Raw genomic sequence first — 23,680 nt, forward strand, 5'->3', positions numbered from 1 at the left:
GACGTCAGGTCCTGACTTCCACGGCGGTCTCGAATGGGTACGCGCCGTGGAACCCGCGCCAGTGGGCGACGGCAAAGCCAAGCACAACCACGGCCCAGCCCTGGTGCACAAGCGCCCAACCGACCGGCACCTGGGTCAGAATGACGACAATCCCGATCATCGCCTGAATGGTGACCATGCCAAACAGCAAAACCGCGCGGCGGCAATGGGTGCTTTCCCTGCCACGCCGGATAAACGCCACCATGTGCCACAGTGTCAGGGTGAACAGCAGATAGCCGCCGAGACGATGGACGAACTGCACGGTGAGCTCGTTTTCGAAGAAATTGCGCCAGACCGGTGAAATCTCCATAAGCCCTTCGGGTACGATCGCGCCGTTCATCAGCGGCCATGTGCTGGAGGCAAGGCCAGCGTCGAGACCGGCCACCAGGCCGCCAAGATAGATCTGCACCAGCACGAGGCCCGCCAAAGCCCCTGCCCCGCGCTTGAGCCCGATGCTTGGGACCGGATCGGTGGAATGCGGCGCAAGTCCGCGCATCACCCATACAATCGCCGCGAAAATCAGGCAGGCAAGGGTCAGGTGGGTGGCCAGACGATACTGGCTGACATCGACGCGGTCGACCAGACCTGAGGCGACCATCCACCATCCGACAGCACCTTGAAGCCCGCCCAGCACCAGAAGCCCGAACAAAGGCCAGCGCAGCCGCTTCTCAATCCGTCCGGTGACCAGGAAAAACAGGAACGGCAGGCCAAACAGCACGCCTACGCTGCGGGCAAGAAACCGGTGCGCCCACTCCCACCAATAGATCGTCTTGAACTCATCAAGGCTCATGCCCTTGTTGATCAGCTGGTATTCGGGGATCTGCCGGTAGAGCTCGAGTTCTTCCTGCCATTCAGCTTCACTCATCGGCGGAATGACGCCGTGGATCGGCTTCCACTCCGTGATCGACAGGCCGGAATCGGTGAGCCGCGTAGCGCCGCCGACCAACACCAGAGCCAGAATTGCGACCAGCACGATGGAGAGCCAGATCCGCTGCGCTGTACGATTTCGGCTGATGCGGTGCTGCTCCGCAATCACCGTATTCGCCACTGGCGACTGGTTATCCTGAAGGTCAGCATGCGGAGCGGCGGTACTGGCAGTCATCGACGTTTTCTTCCTGTGAACAACTGTCGGACATGTGCACCACGCCTTGCTGCAAGGCAAGGGTCATGGCTTTGCGGCATGCCGTCGCGGCACAGGCCGGAATCCTGCTTTTCCTTGCGTTCAGGCTCAAAGCCGCTATGTCGGTGCCTATACCGATCAGAACGCATACACTCACAAGGCCTGCCCATGCCCGTCCGCCTCAAGAAACTCATCGGAACCGTGATCATCGTCGCGCTGGTGGTCCTCTATGCACTGGTTGCCACAACCATCGCCACCTACCGTCTGGCGGAATCGGCCTGGTACATTCATCTGCTCTATTTCCTATTCACCGGTGTGCTCTGGGTGGTGCCTGCGATGTTCGTGATCCGCTGGATGGAGCGCCCTCCGAAAAACAAACAGGCCTGACATCCTGTTGCGCTTTAGAGGACGCAGGATAGCAGCGTTAACGCCGCATTAGCCTTCAATCGCGCTTTTTGCTGCAAAATCACCGTTATTTACCCGAATTTTGACACTCTGGCACCATGCTGACGGCAAGAAGCATGAACTCCCGAGAGCGTTGAAATCATGGCAAATGCACAGGACATACCCGCGCTGCTGGCAACAGAGACAAAGCGCGCCAAATCCGATGCAAACCTCCTAGCAGCGCAGCTGACATCTAATCCGGCATCAGTCTTCGATCTTTGGCAGGAGATGGAAGCCGATGCGGCGGTTACGTTTCATCAAAGCCGGGCCTGGGTCGAAGCCTGGGCCGAGGGAACAGGCGCCGAACTCTCCATCGTCACGCTGGAACAGAACGGTATTCCATTTGCGGTCCTGCCGCTCGAAATCGAACAGATGGGCGGCCTAAAAATCGCACGTTTCGCCGGCACCGCCTATTCAAATGAAAATACCGGTCTGGTTGACACAAACACGCAAGGGCGCATCGAAGCGGTTTCCAGCGTTGAGCTTGCCACAGCGTTGTCACAGGCGGGACTGGCCGCTGACATCGTGCTGTTCGACAAGATGACAACCGAAGCTGCGGCACGTAAGCCGTATTCTGCGCTGCCGCGGGTTTTCCATCAAAACCCCAGTTTCCAGCTGCCGCTGTTTGAAGATTTCGGTGCAGTGCTCGCACAGATCAACGGCAAGCGCAGGCGCAAGAAATTCCGCGTCTCGGAGCGTCGCCTCGCAGCTCTGGGCGGTTATCGGCACCTTACGGGTGACACCAATGCTCAGGCCTTGCGCCTGCTCGATACCTTCCTTGAGCAAAAGCCGGTGCGTCTCACATCGCAGGGGCTTCCAAACGTCTTCGCCGATCCAGGCATCCGCGCTTTCCTCCGCCAGCTTGCAACCACACGTGATGCAGATGGCAAGCCGGCACTCGACCTGCACGGCATAGAGCTTTCCGGTGGCGAGCATGCCGGTCAGATCATCGCGGTTGCCGGACTGACCATCAAGGACCGTCACGTCACCTGCCAGTTCGGCTCGATCAATGAAGACATCGCCGCAGACGTGAGCGCCGGAGAATTGCTGTTTTTCCTGATGATCGAACGTGCCTCGGCCGCTGGCCATCAGGTTTTCGATTTTGGTGTTGGCGACCAGCTCTACAAACGCTCCTGGTGTCCGCAGCGGACCGAACTGGTGGATTGCTATGTGCCGCTCAATTTCAAGGGACGCCTTGCAGCTCCCGTCATAGCAGGCATGATCCAGCTGAAACGTGCAATCAAGACATCACCGGTGCTGCACCGTATTGCAGCACGGGCGCGTGGATTCATGGTTCAAAAATCCCGGCCCCAGCCGGAAACCGACTGAGAACGGGAACCCCAGCGTTAAGCCGGCACCGGTTTCAGCTCAGGCCGCTGTGCTGCGGCTTCCCAAGGGGCTTACCGGCTGACCAGGTGTCATCAACAACACGTCCTCAAAGCCCTGAGCGCTAAATTCTTCCAGCAATCCGGCGACTTCGGCTTCATCGGAACGAAGGATCGAAAGCACGATCTCGCCGCGTTCGGCACGGGCGATCCGCGCGATTGAAGCTGCATCTGCAGCACCGCATTCGACAATGACCAGATCATAGGCTTCCGTCAGCGCGTCAATGATCATCGGCAGACGGTCGATGGCACGCATGGCGCGGCGGGCATTGGCATTACCGCGCGGAATGATGTGTGCCGACGACAACCGGTCAGGGTGGATGGAGTCGGCAATGCTGATTTCACCGCACATCAGATCTGTCAGTCCGGCAAGGCGCACGGATTCTGCCATCAACTCGGTCGGGCACGCCGACCCGGTGAGATCGATGAGCACTGTTTTCAGTCCGTCGCCAGCTACCGTGCGGGCGAGCATGACGGCTGCCGCAGATCCCTCATCGCCCTCGGGCGACACACAGAGAGCCACCGGCGTCACGTCGGTGACCAGTTGCTCTGCGACGGCTTCCACGCTGAAATCATCAGCGTCATTGGAAATGTAGGGTCGCGCTTCTTCACTTTCCTGTGCAACCGCCGCCGGGATGGCCGCTGCACTTTCTGCTGCGAAGACCTGACCGCTGGAAGGATCACGCACCAATCCTGTCGATGGCCGCAATGCGCGCCCTGAAAACAACTCGCCCAACATCACGCCGATCGACGACAAAAGGAATGCCGCGAGCGCAGATACCAGAATGATGGGTCCGGTTTTCGGAAAGTAGGCGTCGGAAGCTGGCACGGCGCGAGAGATAACCCGCGCATCTGCCGGCAGGGCCTTCGGCTCTGTGCGCGAGGCTGCCTCGCGGTAGCGACCGAGGTAAGTCTCAAGCAGTTCACGTTGGGCCGCAGCTTCGCGTTCAAGCGAGCGCAGTTCAACGGCTTCCTCGCCCTCACGGGCCGATCCGGCCTTCAACTCGTTGAGCTGAGCGGTCAACTCCTCTTCGCGAATGCGTGCCACTCTGGCATTGCTTTCGAGACTTGAAAGCACCTTGCGGACTTCTCCCAGAGCCTGCTGTTCGATATCAGCCAATTGCGCACGCAGGCCCTTCATGCGTGGATGCGCCTCGAGAAGCGTAGTCGACAGATCGGCGAGTTGCGCCCGAACGTTGCCTTCGCTTTCGCGCAGCCGCTGAATGACCGGTGAGTTGAGGACATCGGCCACCGCGTCAACGGCCTGACCGTTCTTGAGCGCATTGCGCACTGACTGCGCGCGGGCTTCCGAGTCTGCCCGTTCCGCCCTGACGCGGCTCAGTTCCGTCGAAATATCAGACAGTTGCTTGGAAGCAATCGTGTCCTGCTGATTGACCAGCAGGAGGCCGGTCTGGGCGCGGTATTCAGCGACCCTGCTTTCGGCTTCGCGAACCTTGTCACGCAGCTTGGTGATTTCGGGCTCCAGCCAGGCACTGGCGTCGGTGTTGCTTTCAAGCTTTGCGCCGGATTGGGACGCGAGGTAAGCGTCGACAAGCGCGTTGGGAACAGCGGCCGCCAGCGCCTCATCCTCCGACGAGAACTCGATGCCGATAACACGCGATTCCGGCACGGCATACACATCGAGCTTCTTGTTGAACTCCTTGAGGATACGTTCTTCCGCCGGCACATCCAGAGGGTTTTTCTTGAGCCCAAGCATGACAAGCAGATCGCCAATGGCCGACGTGTTGGCAGCAGGGTCAAATTCTGCACGTGAAGACAAGTCGAGCTGTCGCGCCACCTGCTTGATCAGATCGGTTGAGCGGAGGATCTCGACCTGACTGGTTACCGCACGATCATCAAACGCCGGTTCTGCAGCCTGCGAATTCTGATCGCTTGAAAAGATCGGCTGACGGGTCTCGATCAAAAGCCGGGTTTCCGACTTGTAGAGCGGATTGAGCAAACCGGTGACAATGAAGGCCAGCCCCGCTGCCGCAGCGGTCAAGCCCCCCACAAGCACTCTCTTCTCCCAGACAGCCTTTACCAGGCGTCCGAGGTCAATATCCACATCAGGTTGTGTCATTGGTGAGACAGACATGCGCAGCTACTCCGTACTTGTACTGACCGCCAAGCGTAAATGAACATGGTAACGCAAGGGTTAAAGGCATGGTCAGAGTTCCTTAACCTTAGGACCGCCCTTCCACCGGAGCGGGAATTTGTACTGTCCGCAGCCGCTGATGATCGGATCAAGCTAAAAAGCATCGGAGTTTTACCAGCCGTTAACCCTAATGGATCGATAACGGGTTTCGAATTTTGCACGTTTCGCGTGGAGCACGTAAAAGTATGAAACCCGCCAAGTCCAAAGCGACACACCTTCTGGCGGCCGCCATGACCGCGGTCATGCTGGCAGGTTGTTCCGGTTATCAGCCGGCGCCGCGGGCATTCCATGAAGCCGTGATGCAGCCCTACCGGCTTGATGCCGGCGACCGTTTGCGCGTGACCGTATTCGAGCAGACCGGTTTGACCGGGACCTACACGATCGACCAGGCGGGATACATCGCCTTCCCGCTCATCGGTGCGGTGGCGGCGCGTGGCCGTACGTTGCAGGAGCTTGAAGGCAACATCGCCGCAAGCCTCAGGCAGGGGTATTTGCGCGATCCCGACGTTTCCATTGAAATAGACCGGTATCGGTCATTCTTCATCATGGGCGAAGTCGGCCAGTCCGGGCAGTACTCCTATGTCGCAGGCATGACCGTTCAGAACGCCATCGCCATTGCGGGCGGTTACTCGTCGCGGGCAAACCAGCGCAATGTCGACATCACTCGCAACATCAACGGGAAAATCATGACTGGCAGGGTGCGGATCACCGATCCGATCCTTGCTGGCGACACCATCTATGTGCGTGAGCGGCTATTCTAAACTCATGGCATCAGAAAAACCCTTGCGGATCCTTCATTGCTTCAGATCGCCTGTCGGCGGTATTTTCCGCCACGTGCGGGATCTGGCGGAAGAGCATGCCAAGGCCGGCCACCAGGTCGGAATCCTTTGCGATTCCACCACTGGTGGCACTTACGAGGATCAGCTTTTTGAAACCATCATGCCTCACCTTGCGCTTGGGCTTACACGTCTGCCCATTCGCCGGTCGCTGGGGCTTTCCGACATCACGACAGCGGTAAAAACCTTTAGTGAAGTCAAGAATTTGCAGCCTGATGTGTTGCACGGACACGGCGCCAAGGGCGGCGCTTTCGTGCGACTGATCGGCTCACGGTTACGGGTATCAAGGTCTTGCGTTGCCCGTTTTTATTCCCCGCATGGAGGAAGCCTGCACTACAGTGCGGGAACACTTCGCGGTCATGCCTACTTTGCGATCGAGCGACTGCTTGAACGCTGGACAGACAGTCTGGTGTTCGTCTCCGATTACGAGCGGCGAACCTATGAGCAGAAGGTCGGGGCTCCCCGCACCGAATGGCGCCTGATCCACAACGGCCTCAGGGCACACGAATTCGAACCTGTAGACAACAATCCCAATGCCGCGGACTTCCTCTACATTGGCATGATGCGCGATCTCAAGGGGCCGGATGTGTTCATCGAGGCGCTTCGTCGCGCCGAGCGATTGGCCGGAAGACCGTTGCGTGGCGTCATGGTTGGCGATGGCGAAGACAAACCGCGCTATCAGGCCCGGCTGGATGCTCTTGGCCTGGGCACCCGGGTCACAATGCGCGATGCCATGCCTGCACGCGACGCTTTTGCGCTTGCAAGGACGGTTGTCATCCCCTCTCGGGCTGAATCAATGCCCTATATCGTTCTCGAAGCGGTTGCCGCAGGCAAACCGGTGATATCCACCAAGGTTGGCGGCATTCCCGAGATAGTCGGTGACGGATTCGCCGGGTTCGTGCCGCCCGGCGACAGCGAAGCCCTGGCGGTTGCAATGGCCCGCGCCATAGCCGAGCCAGAGTGGCTCTCCGCAGCGATGCCGACAATGGACGCTTTTCGCGCAAACTTCTCAGCACAAACAATGGCTGAGCGCATGACCGAAGTCTACCGAGATTGCCTCGAGGGTCGAATGCGGGACAGCTCAAACAGCCACCCGTCAAGCCTTTCTTAGGGAGCGCGTGGTATCCCGGTAGTCTGAGTTTCCGGGGAGAGTTCGACCGTGAACAAGTTCGACCGCGATGACGCGTTCAATTCCGAAGGCATCCGCAAGGCAATGGCCGACGTAAAGGTCAAGCCGAGCCTCAAGGGCGCGGATGGCAAACCGGTTGTTGAAATGAGCCGTCTGGCGCGCCAGACGGCGAACCGGCTATCGGAGGAAAACTATTCCCCGACGATGATCATCGGATCCCTGCGGCTGGCGGAATTCTGCCTGCTGGCCCTGACAGGCTTCATCGTCCACGCACTCTATGTCGGCATTTCCAGCGAAGAGACGATGAAACTCTACATTCCGGCCATTCTGATCGGCTCGGTACTTGCCGTGCTGCTGATCCAGATTTCCGATGGCTACCAGGTTCCGGCGCTCAGAAGCATATTGCAGACATTGCCCAAGGTCCTGACCGCTTGGACCATCGCATTCGCGATAATCGCCCTGCTCGTGTTCTTCACGCAATACGGCCTTGCCTTTTCACGCTTCTGGTTCGCAACCTGGTACATCTCGGGCGCGGCAGCGCTTTTTATCGGCCGCAACGTTGTTGCCTACAGTATTCGGCGCTGGGCCAGAAACGGGATCATGGAACGCCGTGCAGTGATCGTCGGCGGCGGCGACATTGCCAAGACCCTGATCCGTTCGATCGAGCAGGATGCAGAGAACGACATCAGAATTTGCGGCTTCTTCGATGATCGTGACGACCGTCGTTCGCCGCCGATGATCGCCGGGTATCCGAAACTGGGCAACATCGACGCGCTGGTGGAATTCGCGCGCATGGCGCGGATCGACATGCTGATCATTGCCATGCCGCTGAATGCGGAATCGCGGGTGCTGGAACTTTTGAAAAAGCTCTGGATCCTGCCGCTCGACATCCGCCTTGCCGCCCACGCCAACAAGCTCAGATTCCGGCCACGCTCCTATTCCTATGTCGGCGTCGTGCCGATGCTCGACATCTTTGACCGTCCGATCACCGATTGGGATTCCGTGGCCAAGCGGATCTTCGACATCTTCTTTTCGCTGCTGGCGATTGTCCTTCTCTGGCCTGTCATGATCGGCGCCGCGATCGCCATCAAGCTCGATTCCAAGGGCCCGGTCCTGTTCAGGCAGAAACGCCACGGTTTCAACAACGAAGTCATCGACGTGCTCAAGTTCCGCTCGATGTACACCGAGCAGTGCGATCCCACGGCCCGGGCCGCGGTGACCAAAGGTGATCCGCGTGTCACCAAGGTGGGACGGTTCATCAGGAAGACGTCTATCGACGAACTGCCGCAATTCTTCAATGTGCTGCGCGGCGATCTGTCCCTCGTCGGCCCGCGCCCGCATGCAGTTGTCGCAGCTGCCCATGACCGGCTTTTCGCAGAGGTCGTTGACGGCTATTTCGCGCGCCACCGGGTCAAGCCGGGCGTCACTGGCTGGGCGCAGATCAACGGCTGGCGCGGAGAAATCGACAATGACGAGAAGATCAAGCAGCGCACCGCCTGTGATCTCTACTATATCGAAAACTGGTCCTTGCTGTTCGATCTCAAGATCCTGTTCCTGACACCGCTCAAACTGCTCAACACGGAAAATGCGTATTGACCAGCGCCACCCTGCAAGGACCTGTCGCAGTCTTTCAGCCGCAGCGTGCGGCGATCTCGATGATTGCCTCGATGCTGGTGGCCTTCGGCGTGTTTCTGTCCGGGTTCGTGATCAACGAGCCTGCGCCGTATGAACTGTTTCTGGTCGCACTGATTGGCATCTGGGCCGTTTTCGGGCTCAGGCTTTCCAGGCACATTGCGCCGCTTATTGTGCTGTATGTGACCTTCAACATCGGCGGCATGTTTTCGATCCTGACGATGGACAACGTCAAGGACACACCGATGTACATCGCGGTGTCGCTGTTCCTCGCCTTTACCTCGATGTTCTTCGCCGCGATCATTGAAGCAGACCACCGGCGCCTGCTGCTGATTTTCCGTGCCTATGTCGCGGCCGCCATCATCACCGCGCTTCTGGGGATACTCGGCTATCTTGGCGTTCTTCCCGGCGGCGAGGTGTTCACCCGCTATGGCCGTGCGATGGGCGCGTTTCAGGATCCTAACGTGTTCGGCCCATATCTGGTGCTGCCGGCGCTTTATCTCATGTACGGGCTGCTGACGGGCACGCTGAAGGCCGCACCATTGCGTGTCGTGGGCCTTGTGATCCTCGCGCTCGGCGTGTTCTTCTCGTTCTCGCGCGCGGCCTGGGGCCTGCTGCCGATCACGATGGTTCTGCTGGTCACGACGATGCTGATCAAGGAACGCACCGGCGCTTTCCGGCTCAAGATCCTGGTGATGACGCTGGTCGGGACGCTGCTGCTTGTCGGTGCAATCATCGTCGCGCTGCAATTCGACCAGATCGCAGATCTGTTTTCCGACCGCGCCAAGCTGGTGCAATCCTATGACGGCGCTCGGCTCGGCCGCTTTGAGCGCCATGCCATCGGCTTTCTGATGGCGATGGAACATCCGCTCGGCATTGGTCCGCTCGAGTTCGGCCTGATGTGGGGCGAAGACACCCACAACATCTGGCTCAAGGCGCTGATGGATTACGGCTGGCTCGGATTCGTGAGCTATGTGACGCTGATCGTCTGGACGCTGGTGCTGGGTTTCCGCTTCCTGCTGCGCGAGCGCCCCTGGCAACCTTACCTGATGCTCTCCTACATCGTGCTGGTCGGTCACGCGATCATCGGCAACGTCATCGACACCGACCACTGGCGGCATTTCTATTTGCTGATGGGGATCGTCTGGGGATGCATTGCACTGGAAATGCGCTGGCAATCAAGGCTGCGGGCCGAGGCCCGAATGCCAACAAGGCCCCTGCCCGCCTGAAGTCCACCCGCCAGAACGCGCGGCGTTGTCCAAGGCTATCTGTATTGTTGAAAATGGTCGGAGCGGCGGGATTCGAACCCACGACCCCTTGTCCCCCAGACAAGTGCGCTACCGGGCTGCGCTACGCTCCGACTGGAGACAGGGCTTAGATCATCAGTGTTTTGCGGGCAAGAGCAAAATGTCCCACCCACGGGAAAAACCGGGAAAAGCCCCTCAAGCCCTCAGTCTTCAAATCCCAGGAATCGTGTCACGTTCTCCACCGGGCGGCGGCGGGAGACGACCGAGTTTGCGACAAACTCCTCGTCGGGCCAGCCGAGTGCGACACAGGTCAGGATCACCTGATCGTAGGGGATACCCGCCACTTCGCGCACCACCGGGCTTTGCATGATGCCCTGGCCGTTGATCACCGCGCCAAGGCCCCTGCTCCATGCGGCGAGCACCAGCCCGTACGTCATGGCGCCGGTATCGAAATGGGCGATGGTGTTGCCCAACAGATCCCTGTCAAAACACACGACCACGGAGACCGGCGCATCAAACTGGCGAAAGCCGCGCATCACCCAGTCCTGCCGGCGCTCGGCGTCATGGCGCTCGATGCCCATGGCTTCAAACAGTTGCACCGCGATCTCGATCTGGCGCTTGCGGTGCTCGCCTTCATAGGCGGCGTAATCCTCGATCTCGCGGCTGGGCGTCACGCCACCGAGCATGCGTTCGGTGTTTCCCTTGCGCACCCGTTCCAGAGGCTCCCCCGTCAACACATGCAGGTGCCAGGGTTGCGTGTTCATGGAAGATGGTGCGCGGTTGGCGAGCGCAATCACCTCTTCCAGCAAGTCCCGCGAAACAGGTTTGTCGAGAAAGCCGCGGATGGAACGCCGTTCCTGCATCGCCTGGTCGAGATTCATGAAACTACCCTTCAGATGAAATTTGAGTGCTGCCGGACGGCTTTGCGTCTCTACCGGTAGACGAACCCGCCGTCATTTTCAAACCGGCACACGAAAGCGAGAGCCGATCATGACAGGCCATCGCAAACTGCGTTGCAACTCAAGCACCCGGCCATCAGCTCCCCGGTTCAAGACGCGCTTCGCCTCCCAAACACACGCCATGATCATATGTGAACAATGCAGAAATTCCACAAGCACGAAGACTTCCAGACGGGCCAAATTTCCAAGCCGCTCCATCGCGTGAAAACATCAGCTTATTAAAATGTTTCCTTATATTAGAAAGCCATTTTTTAACATTTGCGATTACAGTCCCAAGACCAAACAAAAAGGCCCGCGATGGCGGCTGGACACTCTGCAGGAACCGGCGCTGCCAAGAACCGGAAGCAAAAGTGGGAAGAGGACAAAGAGACATGAAGATCAATACACCCATCTGGCGCGATACTTCCGGTAACTTTGGACTGACCTTCGGTATCCTGGCTGTGCCTCTCCTTATGGCCGGCGGGCTTGCAGTCGATTATGTCGGCTTGAGTGTGGAAAAGAGCGAATTGCAGAACGCAGCCGATGCCGCTGCGCTGGCTGTGGCTCGCGAGGGCAACATCAGTGAAGATAAAGCGCTTGAGATTGCAAAATACACCATCAGCGCCAACTACGGGTTTACCGCTGCGCAGGTCTCGGTCGTGCAGAATGGTGGCGTCGCAAAGGTTCATGCAAGCATGGAGAAGGGGTTGGTATTTGGCAACTTCATGGGAAAGAGTTCTGCCCCTGTAGCCGTCAATGCCGAAGCCACCTATGCTTTCACCAAATACGAGATCGCGCTGGTTCTTGACACGACGGGATCGATGGCCGGCGGCAAACTGGCATCCATGCAGAATGCGGTGATCGGTCTGGTTGACGGCATGATGGGGATGGGTCTGCAACCGGACCAGATCAAGTTCGCGCTTGTCCCTTATGCGGGTTTTGTCAATGTCGGCCCGGATTATGGCCCGGTGATCAACGGCGCGGGCAAGGTGCAGAAACCTGCTGCTTCCTGGCTGGATCAGGACGCCAAGGCACCAATCCCACAATCAGACTTGCCATCAGAGTTCAGCCGGTTTGCAATGTTCAGGCACCTGAAGGTAGATTGGCCGGGTTGCGTTGAAACCCGTGTAGCCAATGGCAAGGCACTGCATGATGTGGACGATACGGTCCCCGACGTTACAGACAAGAACTCGCTGTTCACTCCGTTCTTTGCCGTGGATGAACCAGACACCCCCTATAAATATCCCAATTCCTACCTTTCTGATGTCGGGAAAGGAGTCGGAAACAAGAAGAATCCGACTGAAGCGGACAAGGAAGATCACCTCATCCGCTACGGGCGGACGGGTAATTATACCAAGCCCAAGAACACTGACGATGCCATCGCTCAGGTGATGAAATGGAGCAACCCGAAAACCGACTTTTCGCCGTCCAGCTACTATTCCAACAAGAACGATCCCAAGGGACCGGGCTTTGGCTGCGAAGTGGAGCCGTTGGTGCCGCTGACCACGAAGGCGAACGACATTACCAAGACGGTGAAGAACCTTCAGGCCAATGGTTCCACCAACATGCTGGAAGGCGTGATGTGGGGCTGGCGGGTGCTTTCAAGCCGCGAACCGTTCACAGACGGTGCGGCCAGCAGTGACAGCTCGGTTGAGAAGATCATGATCTTCCTGACCGACGGCCAGAACTCCTTAGGCAACCTTAACAACGATCTGGGCTCCGGCTACACCAGCATGGGCTATCTCGTCGACGGACGTCTGGACAATCTGACCGCAGCCTCGAGTGGCCAGACCAACGATGCGCTCGACAAGAAGACACTTTCAGCCTGCACGAACGCAAAGAAAGACGGGATAGAGATCTACACGATCCGCCTTGAAGAACCCGATATGGGCACCGGGACATTGCTTTCGGAGTGTGCATCAAGCAAGAGCCACTTTTTTGATGCCCCGTCACGCAGCCAGCTGGCCCCGATCTTCGAGGCCATCAAGAAAGGGGTCGTCAAGCTTCGGCTGACCTCTTGAGAAACGCTCAAATCTAGCAAGCCAATCAATACAAAGAGCCGGGATCACCATCGGGATCCCGGCTCTAATGCGTGCGACAGGAATTCCCGCTGGGCGCATCCCCTATTTGAAAACCGGGCGGGCGCGCCGCGTACGGTGGCGTCAACCCTGCGCCCGCCCGGTAAACCGCTGGTCGTTAGGCTTCCCCGGCGGTTTTTGAGGTCAGAACAAAGACATTGTCGCTTCGTTCCGAGAACGCAAGTTTCATCTTGAGCCGCAAAAGCGTTTCAAGATTTGTATCACATACCCTTGAAGGTTCCTCCCCCTCCCAATCGAGCGCTGTCTGCAACACCGCCATATTGATGAGGCGGCTGAGATCGCCCAGCTTCATGCGATCAGCTTCCTCCCGGCAGGTAACCAGCGTGCGAATGATCCAGGCGTAGGAACCGGCGTCAGAAGTCATCAACTCTTCCTCTTCAAGCCTGTGCGCGCAGCATGGGGGACTGACGCTGCGAAGACGCTTCAAGCGGTCCAGGCACATGCCAGGCTCCCTCAGGCCTGATCAGGCGATAAGGATCGTCCTTGAGTGACAGCGCAGTCGCCGAGGGTTCAATGTCATCGACCATCTCGACAAAGACATGGTCTGAGAAAGCGAATGGCGCGCCGTTTTCCTTGAGCTTGAAACCGAAGTGCTGCCAGAAGGAGAGATAATCCTCACGCGCGTGGCCGTAGATGCGCCGGAACCCCTTTTCCTTGCACAATGCCACGCTGGCGCGCACCAGATCGAATGCAGTCCGGGAGGTCCGGAACTCCTTGCGAACAGCGAGACGCTCCATTTTTGCGAAATCACCGAAAAACCTCAGACGCATGCAGCCTGCCGGCTCATTGTTGACGAGCGCCAGCAAATGGGTCGCGGCGAGATCATTGCCGTCGAATTCCTCGTCATAGGGACAGGCCTGCTCACCGATATAGACCGCAGAACGGACAGCAGCGACACGCATCAAGTCTTCGAGACCGTTGACCACCCGGATTCCGGTCGGACGCAGGGCGACATCGTGAGTGGAATAGCGCGGCTGACGCAGCGCCAGCGTTTCGGGCCGTCGCGGGATCATGTAGAAATCCGCGATAAACCTGCCCTCGTGCCAAACGCCCTGTTCAAAACCGCGTCGAACCATTGCGCGATGACCACGCAGGGTAAACGAAGTGGAGATGATGTCGGCCTCGGCATAGTGCGGGGAATCGAAGCGGTCCATCACCCGGTTGATCCCGGCAGCAAGCACGCCCGGTGTAAAGCTGGCCCAGACATAAATGGCGGCAGGACGTTCGTGCTGGCTGACCAGATATTCATTCTGAGGATCGAGCAGGTTAAGTTGGCCGTCAAACAGTGCTGTACGGCCAGCCTCATTGAGCAGCAAGGCGGACATGAAGCCTTCCGGTCTGCCTCTGCCACGCCGGGTGAAAAGCCATATGGCGTCGGCGTTCTTTTCTGCAATGCGGATGACCGTTTCGGGCTCGGCCAATCGGCCGATCACCTTGCCGGCGGCTTCAAGAAGACGTGGCACCTCGGCGTGTTCCAGACGGTTGGTCACCGTCACCATGGCTGCGGCGCGCTGCATGCGCTCTGCTTCCAGAGCAGCCTCTGCCGCCAATACGCTTGCATTTGATTGTGAAAAACTATTTTGTGGTGTAGCTGTCATGGCCATATACCCCTCTTAATTGGGGGTACAATAGTCCTGTCGGCCTGATTTGACTTTGGCAAACAATGTAACAGAGAGTTCCACCTATGGAACACCAATGGCGCAATGCCGATTGGAACAGTATCCGGGTTTTCCTGGCGGTCGCGAGACAATGCAGTTTTCGCAAAGCGTCGGAAGAGCTCGGCATGTCTGTCAATACCGCGCGACGTACGGTCTCCCGACTCGAAGACCAGCTTGGCTATCCGCTGCTTTTTCGTGAAGCAGAAGGCGTCAGGCTGACTGACGAAGGCCGCCGGGTGGTGCTTGCAGCGCGCGATGTGGAAAATTCGGTGTCCGATATGTGGCGCGTCGCGGCCATGGCGGAACGCGAGGCAACCGGTCCTATCCGTCTCGCCATCACCGAGGGACTTGGCAGTTTCTGGCTGACACCGCGTATTGTCGATTACATGAACGACACCGGCGCCCAGAACAGGATCGAACTGCAATGCGCCATGCGCTCGGTCGATGTCCTGCGCATGGAGGCGGATATCTCGGTGCAGCTCGAGATGCCCAACCGGCCTGAACTCAAGGTCAAGCGCCTGGGCTATCTGCACATGACCCCGTTTGCCAGCACAAGCTACCTCGAGAAATTCGGGCGCCCCAAGACCGTTGCCGACATGGTCAATCACAGGGTGGTCGAACAGCAGACGGATCAATTGCGCGGCTATGAGCTGGACAAGGTGTTCGGACCCAAGATCGCCGAACGCATGGTACGGATGAAGACCAACTTTTCTTCGGCACATTACTGGGCGGTCGCCAAGGGCGCAGGCATCGGGCTGATGCCAAACTACGCAAGGGCCATCGGTGGAGACGTGGAACATGTCGATCTCGGCTTTGATTTCCGTGTCGAGATCTGGCTCGCGACTCATCCCGAGGTCGCGAAAAGTTCGCGGCACAGGGCTTTCATCGACTTCTTGACTGACAGCTTTGATGACCGCAAGTTTCCCTGGTTCGGGCCGGAAACGATGAGCCCCAAGCAGATCGAGAAGCAATTCTCGCGGGAAGATCTCAAATCATATTTCGAAGGGTTCACCGCCCGCTCATGACCGTTCGCCGCCGTCTCCCGATCGACCCGGAAATTGTCACGTTGGCGACGAACGACGAACGCGATCGCATTGCCATGGTCATCATGCAACTCGAAATGGCGCTGGCGCTGGCCAGATTCAAGGGGCTGACGCAGCTGGTATCCCACCTCGAAGCGGCAATCGATGAAGCGCAGACCCTTCAAAGCAGACAGCTGAACTGACGCCACTCATGTTAGAGGATGGTCGCCCGGTCCGAGGCGATGCGGCTCAACGCACCTGGTCAAGCAGGCGCTTGCATTCCAGAAGATCGTAAAGCGCCTCCTGCAACAGTGCCCGGTCATCCCGTTTGAGCCCACCTGCCCCGCCTTCAGGCAGATCTGCCTCCGACTTGCCTGCGTCGCTGCCCAATCCGAAAAAGCGACGGGTAGATGGCAATCTTGGCTTGCCGACTAGCTGATCTTCCTCGGCAGCGGGCGCGCGTGGAGCCGGCTTCTCCTCGACCATGGCGGCAGAGAGTGCTTCAACCGCGGCCATGTCTCCACTGCCTACGGCAATGACAAACTTGTTGCCATTCTGCTTGAGCAACTTCTGCACGCCCTTGATCGTGTAACCCTGATCATAAAGAAGAATGCGTATGCCCTTGAGCAGCTCGATGTCATCGGGACGGTAGTAGCGGCGGCCACCACCGCGCTTCATCGGCTTTATCTGGATGAATCTGGTTTCCCAGAACCGCAACACGTGTTGCGGAAGATCCAGGTCTTCCGCAACCTCCGATATTGTCCGGAAAGCGTCAGGGCTCTTGTCCATTGGGCCACTCCGATCTCTAGAGCGCCGTGCGCTGGATAAACTGCACAAAAAGACGCTGTAGCATTTTCAAATTGGTTCGCACCAACCACCTCCGGTACGACACGACGCCGGAAAGCGACCAAGGAGCTTCACGACATGCCATCACGAATCGCGGTGACTGGTTTTGATGTGAACACTATTTCAGATGTTTGCGGCAGAAATATCAAGTGCCACCTTAGCCGTTAGCGGCATTGGCAAATTCTTCTGCCCTGGTTTCGACGCACAACGTCAGGCTGCGCAAACCGCTCAGGGCTTGGCTTTGTCCTTGCGTACAGCGTGGCCTTTGAGAACACGGCTCTTGAGGACATTGGATGCCTTGAAGGTCATCACACGGCGAGGGCTGATCGGGACCTCTTCGCCGGTCTTTGGATTGCGGCCGATCCGTTCCTTTTTATCGCGCACCTGAAATGTGGCAAAGGAAGAAAGCTTGACGCTGTCACCACGGACAATCGCGCCGCACACTTCATCTATGACCATCTCAACGAGTTCCGCTGATTCAGTCCGCGAAAGTCCGACTTTGCGGAAGACCGCTTCAGCAAGATCAGCTCTGGTAATCGTTTTACCACTCATTTTTTCCAACCAAACTGGTCAGCTTCCCCGCCGCCCATAGATGCAGTCTGGTAACTTTATGGATCATGTTCCTCAAGGTCAAGCAACTCCCGCAAATGTAACCGTTTTCCTTCGACCGCGTGAAAACAGCGGTGCGGGAATGGTTAATTTTCTGTTTTGAAAAGCGTTGAGACTACCAGCGCAAAAGCACCGAACCCCAAGTGAAACCACCGCCCATGGCTTCAAGCAACACCAGGTCACCTTCCTTGATCCGGCCATCGGATGCGGCTTCGGCGAGCGCCAGCGGAATCGAGGCCGCAGAGGTGTTGCCGTGATGATCAACGGTAATCACGACCTTGGCGTCGTCGATCCCGAGCTTGCGGGCCGACGCGTCGATGATCCGGCGGTTTGCCTGATGGGGAACGAACCAGTCGATATCATCCGAGCCGAGGCCGGTGGCTGAATAGGCGGCCTCGATCACATCCGTGATCATTCCGACCGCATGCTTGAAAACTTCACGGCCCTGCATGCGCAGATGGCCGACAGTGCCAGTGGTCGAGGGGCCGCCATCGACATAGAGCTTCTCGCGGTGGGCGCCGTCAGACCGCAAATGGGCTGTGAGAACACCACGATCAGCTATGGTCCCCTCACCTTCTGTGGCTTCCAGAACGATGGCGCCGGCGCCATCACCAAACAGCACGCAGGTTGTCCGGTCGTCCCAGTCCAGAATGCGCGAGAAGGTCTCCGCACCGACGACAAGAACCCGCTTGGCAAGGCCAGACTTGATGTAGCTGTCTGCCGTGGTGACCGCAAAAACAAATCCCGAGCAGACGGCCTGCAAATCAAAGGCCGCACCGTGGTGCATTCCAAGCCGGTTCTGAATATTGACCGCGGTCGCCGGAAAGGTGTTGTCAGGGGTCGAGGTGGCGCAAATGATGAGGTCGATATCGGCCGGCGTCATGTTGGCGCGTTCAAGCGCCTGGCGCGCAGCCATCTCGCCCAGGGAGGCGGTCGTTTCACCTTCGCCCGCAATATGGCGTTGACGAATACCGGTGCGCTGCACGATCCACTCGTCGCTGGTTTCAACAACGCCTTCCAAATCACGGTTTTTCATGATGCGCTCGGGGAGATGAGCCCCGAAACCACGGACAACAGAACGGATCATGCTTGCATCCTAGCTGGAAGAACTGTCCACAACCGAAACAGCCAAGGCTGAGCGGCGTGTATGATAAAGATTAAGATCATGTTCAATTTTGGACTTCAAACCATTGCGGGCCATGTCGTAACCGACATCAACAGCTGCGGCAAAGCCCTCGACGTCAGCGCCACCATGGCTCTTGATGACAATGCCATTGAGCCCGAGAAAGACACCGCCATTGACCTTGCCGGGGTCCATTTTCTCGCGCAACAGGTCGAATGCGCCCTTGGCAAAAATGTAACCAATTCGGGCCATCAGGGTTCGTGACATCGCCGCGCGCAGGTAGCTCGCTATCTGACGGGCGGTGCCTTCGGCGGTCTTGAGCGCAATATTGCCCGAAAAGCCTTCGGTGACGACCACATCGACTGTTCCCTTGCCGATATCGTCGCCTTCGACAAATCCAAAATAGTCAAAACTTGGCATCGCAGCCTCACGGATCATGCGGCCGGCTTCCTTGACTTCTTCCTGACCCTTGATTTCCTCGACACCGATGTTGAGAAGACCGACCGTCGGTTTTTCAATCTCGAACAGCGCCCGCGCCATGGCGGCGCCCATCATGGTGAAGTCGATCAGTTGCTGGGCGTCGGCCCCAACAGTTGCACCGACGTCGAGAACAATGCTCTCGCCCCTCATGGTCGGCCAGATCGCGGCAATGGCAGGCCTGTCAATATTTGCCATGGTGCGCAGACAAAAACGCGACATCGCCATCAGCGCGCCGGTATTGCCCGCAGAGACGCAAACGTCCGCATCGCCGGTCTTGACCGCTTCGATAGCGCGCCACATCGATGAGCGGTAGCGCCCGTGGCGAAGCGCCTGGCTTGGCTTGTCGTCCATGCTCACAGCGACTTCGCAGGCCACGAACGTGGACGCTTCGCGCAGCGCAGGAAATTTAGCGAGTATGGAAAGGCACTCGTCTTCGAGACCAAACAGCGTGAAGCGGATGTCCGGATGACGCTCCAGCGCCTTTGCGACGCCGGGCACGACAACCTTGGGGCCATGATCGCCCCCCATCAAATCAACCGCAATCCTGATCACGCCCCGTCCTTTATCCCCGGCTCTACAGGCCGGATTTGTGGGCAGAAAATACCCGTTTTCGCACTGGGCACAACCGATTTGTCATCACGTTTGGAGCTAACCGGCGGAATCGTCGCGCTTGAGACCCTGTAGAACTGCAAAAGGCGACGGTTTTTTGTCCGTGGCTGGATCGCTTTCCAGACGATCGGTGTAATCGAGCCCCTGCTTGCGCGGATAGGGATCGATGCAAAGCGCTGCAAACTCGGCTGCAACCGCCCCGACATCTATCGAATCGCCGCTGAAAACCTCCGGCAGGTCCGGGCCGTCGGGATCAAGGAACATTTCGCCTTTGCCATCAAGGGTGCGTTTTGCCAACCGTGAGTTCTCAGGAAGAAAGACGGCCTCCATGTCTTCCTCGATCTGTTGCGCGACCGGCTCCAGTGTGACCACACAGTCCTGGACAATCGAGGAGCTGACGTGGCCCTTGACCCTGATGCCGTCGCGCTTCCAACGACCCAGCACCAGTTCAGCTTCAAAGTTCAGCACCTCGGGCACGCCCCATTGCTTGCCCAACCGTTTGAGATCGGCCTGATCGGCAGAAATTCGCACCGTGATCGGATTGGCCGACACATGGCTGACCTTGACCTCGAAAGAAAACGCAGCGTCGTCCGGGCCGGTCATCACAATACCTCTCGTGTCGCGGTTTCGAATTTCAGCTGTCCAGCAGCCAGCGTTTCTTCAGAAGCGTCTTCAAGCCTCTGCGCGGTCGCAATCATCCAGTCCGCAAGCTCCTGCATGGGCGGCGCCTTATCTCCGGCCTCCGGGTGCAGATTGCGCTTGAGCGCATCCACTAGGCCCTGGCCATCCCGCGTATCCAGCGCCTGAGTGTAGGAATTCACGCGACCGTAAAACATTTTGGCGAGTTTTTTCATCCGTTTGGGCACGCCCATGTCCCCGATACCAAGCTCGCGGATGGAGTGATCGACGTCTTCGAAAAAGGCGTCGAGAAGATCCTGAGCCAGCCCCCTGGTGGCCTCACCTGCTGACCCGGTGCGGCGCAGATAAAGGATGAGATGAATTGAAATCATCTCGAACCGGCCCATGACCGTGTCGGGCACACCCATCGTTTCGTAAAAAACCGGAGAGCGGGCAGCTTCAGTGATGCTGGCATACTGCCGTTCAACCACAGCCCGATTGGCCTTTTTTCGTTTAAACAGGTTCCAGATCATGAAAATGCCTTCAATGGCCGATGGTTATCATCGCAACTGCGAGAGACTGGCGTGTTGCATCCGTGCGGAAGCTGGTTTACCGAATGGGACGCAAAACGCAATGGCTGCGGCTGGCAAGCTCGCGTGCCAAAGGGAGATGTCGTTGACGATAAGAGTTTTCAAGGCAACCGGACGGAATTTGCGTCTCGGTACGGCAATTGCCATAGTCTCAACGATCGCGCTGGGCGGCTGCACCACTGGTGAAGTCTTCAACCAGGGTTATGTCCTCGACCAGACAGCGCTTGACCTGACGCCTGTCGGTTCCAGCCGCGAGCAGGTACTGTTGTCACTCGGCACGCCGTCGACCACTGCAACGTTTGACAATGAAGTCTTCTACTACGTGTCCCAGAAACGCACACGTCCGGCGATGTTCATGAAGCAGAAGCTGGTCGATCAGACGGTGCTGGCGGTCTATTTTGATGAGGATGGCACGGTCAAGCAGATCGCCAACTACACGCTGCAGGATGGCCGGGTCTTCGACATGATTTCCCGCACGACACCGACCGGTGGCGTCGACAAGTCCTTCCTGGCGCAGGTTATCGCTGGTGCGGGCAGTGCGGAATCGGCCCAGAATTCGGCAAGAAACATTCTTGGCGGCGGTCGGAACTGATTGTTTAACGTCCACGGATGCGTTGGGCCCGGATAGGTCGCGTGGCTATCCATCATCGCGCGATCTGTTCGATCAAGCGTAAATTGGAACCTGTGCCAATCGCCCCGGCGGGCTGAACGCGTTTGAAAACGCGGAAATGAGGAACAAGATCAGTCCGGTGAATGCGCTGAACAACAAAGAACCCCGCGGAAACTGCTTTCCGCGGGGTTCTTTTTTCAGGCAATCAACTGCCGTCGGTCAGTGCGCGAGCACTGCCAGCAGCAGAAGTGCCACGATGTTGGTGATCTTGATGGCCGGGTTGACGGCCGGGCCAGCGGTGTCCTTGTAAGGATCGCCAACGGTGTCACCGGTCACGGAAGCCTTGTGGGCATCCGATCCCTTTTCGTGCTTGACGCCATCCTTGTCGACAAAACCGTCTTCAAAGGACTTCTTGGCGTTGTCCCATGCGCCACCGCCCGAAGTCATCGAGATGGCAACGAACAGGCCATTGACGATCACACCGAGCAACGAAGCACCGAGTGCTGCGAAGGCCGATGCCTTGGAACCGGAAATCAGCAGCACGCCGAAATAGACGAACAGCGGCGCCAGAACCGGCAGAAGCGACGGCACGATCATCTCGCGGATCGCTGCCTTGGTCAGAAGATCCACCGCGCGGCCATAGTCAGGCTTCTGGGTGCCTGCCATGATGCCCGGGCTTTCCTTGAACTGCCTGCGCACCTCTTCCACGATCGAGCCGGCAGCACGGCCCACAGCCGTCATGGCGATACCGCCAAACAGATAGGGGATGAGACCGCCGAAGATCAGACCGGCAACCACGTAAGGGTTGGACAGGTCGAACGAGATCTCGCCCATATCCTTGAAGTAAGGATAGAGCGTCGAGCCTTCGGCATTTGCCTTGGCGGCAAAGAACTGAAGGTCGTTCGAGTAGGCTGCAAACAGCACCAGGGCGCCAAGACCAGCCGAGCCAATGGCATAGCCCTTGGTCACGGCCTTGGTGGTGTTGCCGACAGCGTCGAGCGCGTCAGTCGCCTGACGGACTTCCGGCGGAAGACCAGCCATTTCGGCAATGCCACCGGCATTGTCGGTCACGGGACCGAAGGCATCGAGAGCCACGATCATGCCGGCGATGCCGAGCATGGCTGTAACTGCGATACCGGTGCCGAACAGGCCGGCAAGCTGGTAGGTCGAGATGATGCCGCCAACAATGACGATCGCTGGCAGTGCGGTTGATTCAAGCGAAATGGCCAGTCCCTGGATCACGTTGGTGCCGTGACCCGTGACCGATGCCTGGCTGATCGAGTTGACCGGACGCTTGTTGGTGCCGGTGTAGTACTCGGTGATCACCACGATGAGCGCGGTGACGATCAGACCAACAATGCCACAAATGAACAGGTTGGTACCGGTGATGACCATGCCGTCGATAACGGCGATTTCACCCCAGCCGATGGTCATTGATGTTGCACCGCCCAGGCCGATGATCGACAGAAGACCGGTGACGATGAGGCCCTTGTAGAGAGCGCCCATGATCGAGCCGTTCTGGCCGAGCTTGACGAAGAAAGTGCCGATGATCGATGTGATGATAGAAGCGCCGCAGATGGCCAGCGGATAGAGCATGGCCGAGCCGAGAATGTCGGAACCGCCAAAGAAGATGGCTGCGAGAACCATGGTGGCGACAACGGTCACCGCGTAGGTTTCAAACAGGTCGGCCGCCATGCCGGCGCAGTCGCCGACATTGTCGCCGACGTTGTCGGCGATTGTGGCCGGGTTGCGTGGGTCATCTTCGGGAATGCCGGCTTCGACCTTGCCAACAAGGTCACCGCCAACGTCGGCACCCTTGGTGAAGATGCCGCCGCCCAGACGCGCAAAGATTGAAATCAGCGAAGCGCCGAAGCCGAGAGCCACCAGCGCGTCAATAACCTGGCGGCTGTCGGGTGCCAGCGCCATCGGGCCGGTGAGGATGTAGTAGTAGACCGAGACACCCAGAAGCGCGAGGCCAGCCACCAGCATGCCGGTGATAGCGCCCGCCTTGAAGGCGATGTCGAGGCCGCCGGCCAGATTGACCGCCGATGCCTGCGCCGTACGCACATTGGCGCGCACCGAAACATGCATGCCGACATAACCTGCAGCGCCCGAAAGGATCGCGCCGATCAGGAAGCCGATCGCGGCGGTTGCTCCGAGAAGCGCGTAGGTAATGATGACGACGACCACGCCGACGATGGCAATGGTTGTGTACTGACGGTTCAGGTAAGCCTGAGCGCCTTCACGAATGTAGCCCGCGATTTCCTGCATGCGTGCGTTGCCCTGATCGGCAGCCATCACTGAGCTTGTGGCCCATATGGCGTAAACAACGGAAAGCAATCCACAGGCGATCACAGCAAAAAGAATTGTCATGCTGATTTCCCTCCAATTTGACCGGAGTCCTCCCCCCGGCCAGAACTCCGCGGCGAAAGGCATACAGACCACACGTCCGCAAACCCTGCCGCATCGCGGCGGATGATTGCGATAGAGG

22 protein-coding genes and 1 tRNA gene are annotated in these 23,680 nt (G+C 58.2%); 10 read left to right on the forward strand and 13 right to left on the reverse strand.

Annotation, left to right across the window (positions count from 1 at the left end):
- Positions 1 to 4: 4 nt before the first annotated feature.
- Positions 5 to 1,141 (reverse strand): COX15/CtaA family protein, encoded by a 1,137-nt coding sequence (locus WNZ14_RS16190; protein WP_342869652.1) that lies wholly within the window; start codon positions 1,139 to 1,141, stop codon positions 5 to 7.
- A gap of 186 nt (positions 1,142 to 1,327) precedes the next feature.
- Here WNZ14_RS16190 and WNZ14_RS16195 point away from each other — a divergent pair, with 186 nt between their 5' ends.
- Both WNZ14_RS16195 and WNZ14_RS16200 read left to right on the forward strand, forming a co-directional pair.
- Positions 1,328 to 1,546: a DUF2842 domain-containing protein gene (locus WNZ14_RS16195; protein ID WP_342869653.1), complete on the forward strand. Its 219-nt coding sequence runs from the start codon at positions 1,328 to 1,330 to the stop codon at positions 1,544 to 1,546.
- A 159-nt stretch (positions 1,547 to 1,705) separates the two neighbouring features.
- Positions 1,706 to 2,932, forward strand: coding sequence for a GNAT family N-acetyltransferase (locus WNZ14_RS16200; protein ID WP_342869654.1), 1,227 nt, complete (start codon positions 1,706 to 1,708; stop codon positions 2,930 to 2,932).
- Between the two features lie 39 nt (positions 2,933 to 2,971).
- Here WNZ14_RS16200 and WNZ14_RS16205 read toward each other — a convergent pair whose 3' ends face one another.
- Positions 2,972 to 5,068: a Wzz/FepE/Etk N-terminal domain-containing protein gene (locus WNZ14_RS16205; protein WP_342870258.1), complete on the reverse strand. Its 2,097-nt coding sequence runs from the start codon at positions 5,066 to 5,068 to the stop codon at positions 2,972 to 2,974.
- A 260-nt stretch (positions 5,069 to 5,328) separates the two neighbouring features.
- Here WNZ14_RS16205 and WNZ14_RS16210 point away from each other — a divergent pair, with 260 nt between their 5' ends.
- From WNZ14_RS16210 to WNZ14_RS16225, 4 genes are read left to right on the forward strand one after another with little or no spacing between them, the layout of a single operon-like run.
- Entirely contained in the window at positions 5,329 to 5,904 is a 576-nt protein-coding gene (locus WNZ14_RS16210) for a polysaccharide biosynthesis/export family protein (protein WP_342869655.1), read from the forward strand.
- 4 nt (positions 5,905 to 5,908) lie between these two features.
- Positions 5,909 to 7,090, forward strand: coding sequence for a glycosyltransferase family 4 protein (locus WNZ14_RS16215; protein WP_342869656.1), 1,182 nt, complete (start codon positions 5,909 to 5,911; stop codon positions 7,088 to 7,090).
- 48 nt (positions 7,091 to 7,138) lie between these two features.
- Positions 7,139 to 8,704, forward strand: coding sequence for an undecaprenyl-phosphate glucose phosphotransferase (locus WNZ14_RS16220; RefSeq protein ID WP_342869657.1), 1,566 nt, complete (start codon positions 7,139 to 7,141; stop codon positions 8,702 to 8,704).
- A gap of 59 nt (positions 8,705 to 8,763) precedes the next feature.
- Positions 8,764 to 9,969 carry an O-antigen ligase family protein gene (locus tag WNZ14_RS16225; RefSeq protein WP_342870259.1) on the forward strand — a complete coding sequence of 402 codons (1,206 nt, stop codon included), beginning with the start codon at positions 8,764 to 8,766 and terminating at the stop codon, positions 9,967 to 9,969.
- 54 nt (positions 9,970 to 10,023) lie between these two features.
- Here WNZ14_RS16225 and WNZ14_RS16230 read toward each other — a convergent pair.
- Both WNZ14_RS16230 and WNZ14_RS16235 read right to left on the reverse strand, forming a co-directional pair.
- Positions 10,024 to 10,100 (reverse strand) — tRNA-Pro (locus tag WNZ14_RS16230).
- A 90-nt stretch (positions 10,101 to 10,190) separates the two neighbouring features.
- On the reverse strand, positions 10,191 to 10,868 hold the full coding sequence (locus WNZ14_RS16235) for a nitroreductase (protein ID WP_342869658.1): 678 nt from the start codon (positions 10,866 to 10,868) through the stop codon (positions 10,191 to 10,193).
- A 209-nt stretch (positions 10,869 to 11,077) separates the two neighbouring features.
- On the opposite strand from WNZ14_RS16235, the gene WNZ14_RS16240 reads away from it, so the two are divergent.
- The gene (locus tag WNZ14_RS16240; protein ID WP_342869659.1) at positions 11,078 to 12,946 is read left to right on the forward strand and encodes a pilus assembly protein; all 1,869 of its coding nucleotides are present in this window, start codon (positions 11,078 to 11,080) and stop codon (positions 12,944 to 12,946) included.
- Between the two features lie 175 nt (positions 12,947 to 13,121).
- Here WNZ14_RS16240 and WNZ14_RS16245 read toward each other — a convergent pair whose 3' ends face one another.
- Both WNZ14_RS16245 and WNZ14_RS16250 read right to left on the reverse strand, forming a co-directional pair.
- Positions 13,122 to 13,388: a hypothetical protein gene (locus WNZ14_RS16245; RefSeq protein ID WP_342869660.1), complete on the reverse strand. Its 267-nt coding sequence runs from the start codon at positions 13,386 to 13,388 to the stop codon at positions 13,122 to 13,124.
- A 13-nt stretch (positions 13,389 to 13,401) separates the two neighbouring features.
- Complete coding sequence (locus WNZ14_RS16250; protein ID WP_342869661.1) at positions 13,402 to 14,541, reverse strand: GNAT family N-acetyltransferase; 1,140 nt, start codon at positions 14,539 to 14,541, stop codon at positions 13,402 to 13,404.
- Between the two features lie 167 nt (positions 14,542 to 14,708).
- Here WNZ14_RS16250 and WNZ14_RS16255 point away from each other — a divergent pair, with 167 nt between their 5' ends.
- Both WNZ14_RS16255 and WNZ14_RS16260 read left to right on the forward strand, forming a co-directional pair.
- The gene (locus tag WNZ14_RS16255; RefSeq protein WP_342869662.1) at positions 14,709 to 15,707 is read left to right on the forward strand and encodes a LysR family transcriptional regulator; all 999 of its coding nucleotides are present in this window, start codon (positions 14,709 to 14,711) and stop codon (positions 15,705 to 15,707) included.
- The gene (locus WNZ14_RS16260) at positions 15,704 to 15,907 is read left to right on the forward strand and encodes a hypothetical protein (protein ID WP_342869663.1); all 204 of its coding nucleotides are present in this window, start codon (positions 15,704 to 15,706) and stop codon (positions 15,905 to 15,907) included. The genes WNZ14_RS16255 and WNZ14_RS16260 overlap by 4 nt, the downstream gene beginning before the upstream one ends.
- 46 nt (positions 15,908 to 15,953) lie before the next feature.
- Here the strand turns inward: WNZ14_RS16260 and WNZ14_RS16265 are convergent, their stop codons facing one another.
- From WNZ14_RS16265 to WNZ14_RS16290, 6 genes are all read right to left on the reverse strand, one after another.
- Complete coding sequence (locus WNZ14_RS16265) at positions 15,954 to 16,493, reverse strand: MerR family transcriptional regulator (protein ID WP_342869664.1); 540 nt, start codon at positions 16,491 to 16,493, stop codon at positions 15,954 to 15,956.
- 285 nt (positions 16,494 to 16,778) lie between these two features.
- On the reverse strand, positions 16,779 to 17,102 hold the full coding sequence (locus WNZ14_RS16270) for an integration host factor subunit alpha (RefSeq protein WP_342869665.1): 324 nt from the start codon (positions 17,100 to 17,102) through the stop codon (positions 16,779 to 16,781).
- A 172-nt stretch (positions 17,103 to 17,274) separates the two neighbouring features.
- Positions 17,275 to 18,246 carry a beta-ketoacyl-ACP synthase III gene (locus WNZ14_RS16275; RefSeq protein WP_342869666.1) on the reverse strand — a complete coding sequence of 324 codons (972 nt, stop codon included), beginning with the start codon at positions 18,244 to 18,246 and terminating at the stop codon, positions 17,275 to 17,277.
- 9 nt (positions 18,247 to 18,255) lie between these two features.
- Positions 18,256 to 19,314: a phosphate acyltransferase PlsX gene (gene plsX / locus WNZ14_RS16280; protein ID WP_342869667.1), complete on the reverse strand. Its 1,059-nt coding sequence runs from the start codon at positions 19,312 to 19,314 to the stop codon at positions 18,256 to 18,258.
- 96 nt (positions 19,315 to 19,410) lie between these two features.
- A complete protein-coding gene (locus WNZ14_RS16285) occupies positions 19,411 to 19,974 on the reverse strand; it encodes a DUF177 domain-containing protein (RefSeq protein WP_342869668.1) in 564 nt (187 codons plus the stop codon).
- Positions 19,974 to 20,522 (reverse strand): ubiquinol-cytochrome C chaperone family protein, encoded by a 549-nt coding sequence (locus WNZ14_RS16290; protein WP_342869669.1) that lies wholly within the window; start codon positions 20,520 to 20,522, stop codon positions 19,974 to 19,976. The genes WNZ14_RS16285 and WNZ14_RS16290 overlap by 1 nt, the downstream gene beginning before the upstream one ends.
- A 136-nt stretch (positions 20,523 to 20,658) precedes the next feature.
- Here WNZ14_RS16290 and WNZ14_RS16295 point away from each other — a divergent pair, with 136 nt between their 5' ends.
- Entirely contained in the window at positions 20,659 to 21,171 is a 513-nt protein-coding gene (locus WNZ14_RS16295; RefSeq protein WP_342869670.1) for an outer membrane protein assembly factor BamE, read from the forward strand.
- A 237-nt stretch (positions 21,172 to 21,408) separates the two neighbouring features.
- Here WNZ14_RS16295 and WNZ14_RS16300 read toward each other — a convergent pair whose 3' ends face one another.
- Entirely contained in the window at positions 21,409 to 23,562 is a 2,154-nt protein-coding gene (locus WNZ14_RS16300; protein WP_342869671.1) for a sodium-translocating pyrophosphatase, read from the reverse strand.
- Between the last annotated feature and the right edge of the window lie 118 nt (positions 23,563 to 23,680).

It is taken from the genome of Hoeflea sp. AS60 (assembly GCF_038900115.1).
Taxonomy (GTDB): domain Bacteria; phylum Pseudomonadota; class Alphaproteobacteria; order Rhizobiales; family Rhizobiaceae; genus Hoeflea.